Annotated in this window: 2 protein-coding genes; one reads left to right on the forward strand and one right to left on the reverse strand. The window is 60.0% G+C overall.

The features are described 5' to 3' along the window. Positions 1–3: 3 nt before the first annotated feature. Positions 4–1,056, reverse strand: coding sequence for a sensor domain-containing diguanylate cyclase (locus VEG30_01735; protein ID HXZ78618.1), 1,053 nt, complete (start codon positions 1,054–1,056; stop codon positions 4–6). Positions 1,057–1,343: 287 nt separating this feature from the next. Between VEG30_01735 and VEG30_01740 the strand changes: the two genes are divergently transcribed. After that, a partial coding sequence (locus VEG30_01740; protein HXZ78619.1) for a helix-turn-helix domain-containing protein occupies positions 1,344–2,023 on the forward strand: 680 nt, incomplete at its 3' end.

The raw sequence follows: 2,023 nt of genomic DNA on the forward strand, positions 1-2,023 counted from the left end.
GGGCTACTTCATCACTCCCCGCTGCGCAATGCCGATATTGTCGCGAGTCGTGTTCTTCACCAGGTACATCATCTCGTCGGCTTGACGGATCACATCGTGCGACGACTTGGCGTCGTGCGGGTACGTCGCCAGGCCGATCGATGCGCGCACGTTCAGATTCAGCCCTTCCTCCTTGCAGAACATGCTGTTGCGCAGGGCATCCCGCAGGCGCTTGGCTACATTGAGCGCCTGGTCCTTGCCGGTCTGTGGCAGGAGCACCACGAACTCATCGCCGCCGTAGCGGAACGCGTAATCGATCAGCCGCAGTTGCGCCTTGATGAGGTATCCGATCTCCGCCAGCAGTTTGCTGCCCACCAGGTGCCCGTGCGTGTCGTTGACCTGCTTGAAGTGGTCAAGATCGATGAACAGCACGCTGAACTCGTATCCGAACCGGGACGAGCGGTAGACCTCCGTGTCCAGCGTCTTGTACAGGTGGCGTGCGTTGTAGAGACCAGTGCAGTCGTCGGTGATTGTCAGTTCCTGGATCTTCTCCACTGCCCGCGAGTTCTCGATGGCGATCGCCGCGTAGTCGCACAGCGCCTGCAGGAAGAATATCTCTCGGTCCGTGAACCCCTTCATGTCCACGTTCACCAACTGGATCACGCCCAGCACTCGATGCTTCGAGTTCAGGGGAATGCAGATGATCGAGCGCGTCTCCCACTTGGTGACTTCGTCGATGCGCTTGGCAAACCGCGGATCGGTGTACACATCGGGAACAATCAGTTGCTCGCCGTATTTGGCCACCCACCCTGCAATGCCCTCTCCCACCTTCAGGCGCACGTTCTTCAGCGCCTCGGCCGCATCCCCCACGGCAATGGCAAAATAAAGTTCGTTGTGCTCCTCGTCCACCATCAGCAGCGACCAGGTGTCCGGCCGGAAGTATTCCGCCATCTTTTCCATGATGGTTTGCAGAATAGAATCGAGGTCCAGCGAAGACGTCAGCGCCTTGGCGACGTCGTGGAAGATAGTAAGTTCCTGGCTTTGCCGTCTACGGTCGATGCCGGTAGCCTCGGACATACACGAAGTCCCTCGATCGGCGAGAGAAAGTGTCTGAATTATAGGTTGCGCTGAGAAACCCGGGCAACGATCTTAAGTAACTAAGTACCCGCAAAGCCACGTGCTGCAACGACATCGCAACCCAGTGTGCAAGCCGCTGCACTCCTGCTCCGGGCCCCGCCTTGCACCCTGCCCGTAACCCATCCAATGCCTTTTTCCCGTAGATTTTTCAGCATTCTCTTTCGGAGCGCGCCACATCGCGGTAGCATGGCATACAACGGTGGGCTGGGTCCCAGGAGAACCGTCGAGTGGCATCGTTCGGCGAGCATCTGAAGCAGGAACGGGAACAACGCGGGATCACGCTGGACGAAATCTCCCTCTCCACCAAGATCAGCACCCGCCTGCTGCGCGCTCTCGAAGAAGAGAAGTTTGACCAGCTACCCGGCGGAATCTTCAACAAGGGCTTCGTCCGCGCCTACGCTCGCCATTTGGGCATCAACGAGGAACAGGCCATCGCCGACTACCTGGCGGCTCTGAATCAACAGCGGCATTCGATGGCTGCTGTCAATGCCCTCGTCAACAATCATCCCGATGGGAACCCGACCGCATTGCCAGTGCACGAACCGCAGAACGAAGGCGAGTCTGGCTCCGTCCTCAGCCTGTTACGAACCGATTATGCCTCCGAACGCGTCGCGCAGGTTCCCTGGAACCTGGTGGCTGGACTCCTGCTCCTGGTGGCCTTAGTCCTGGCCGTTTGGAGTTACTACCACCGCGACCAGCGCGCGGAGACTCCCAAACCTACGACTCCCGCCGCGTCGCAAGCCTCGCCTCCACAATCATCGGCGCCACAACTGGCGGCCCCGGCGCCTGGCTCAGCCGTCCAGAGGGTCACCGCCGTTCCCGTAACCATCGCCCAGGAGGCTGGCCTGAAGCGGACTTTTCCGGTCACGCCGCTGGCTGCCCAGCAGGCACATCCCTCCCCGATCGC

This window comes from Terriglobales bacterium (assembly GCA_035624455.1).
Classification (GTDB): Bacteria; Acidobacteriota; Terriglobia; order Terriglobales; family Acidobacteriaceae; genus DASPRM01.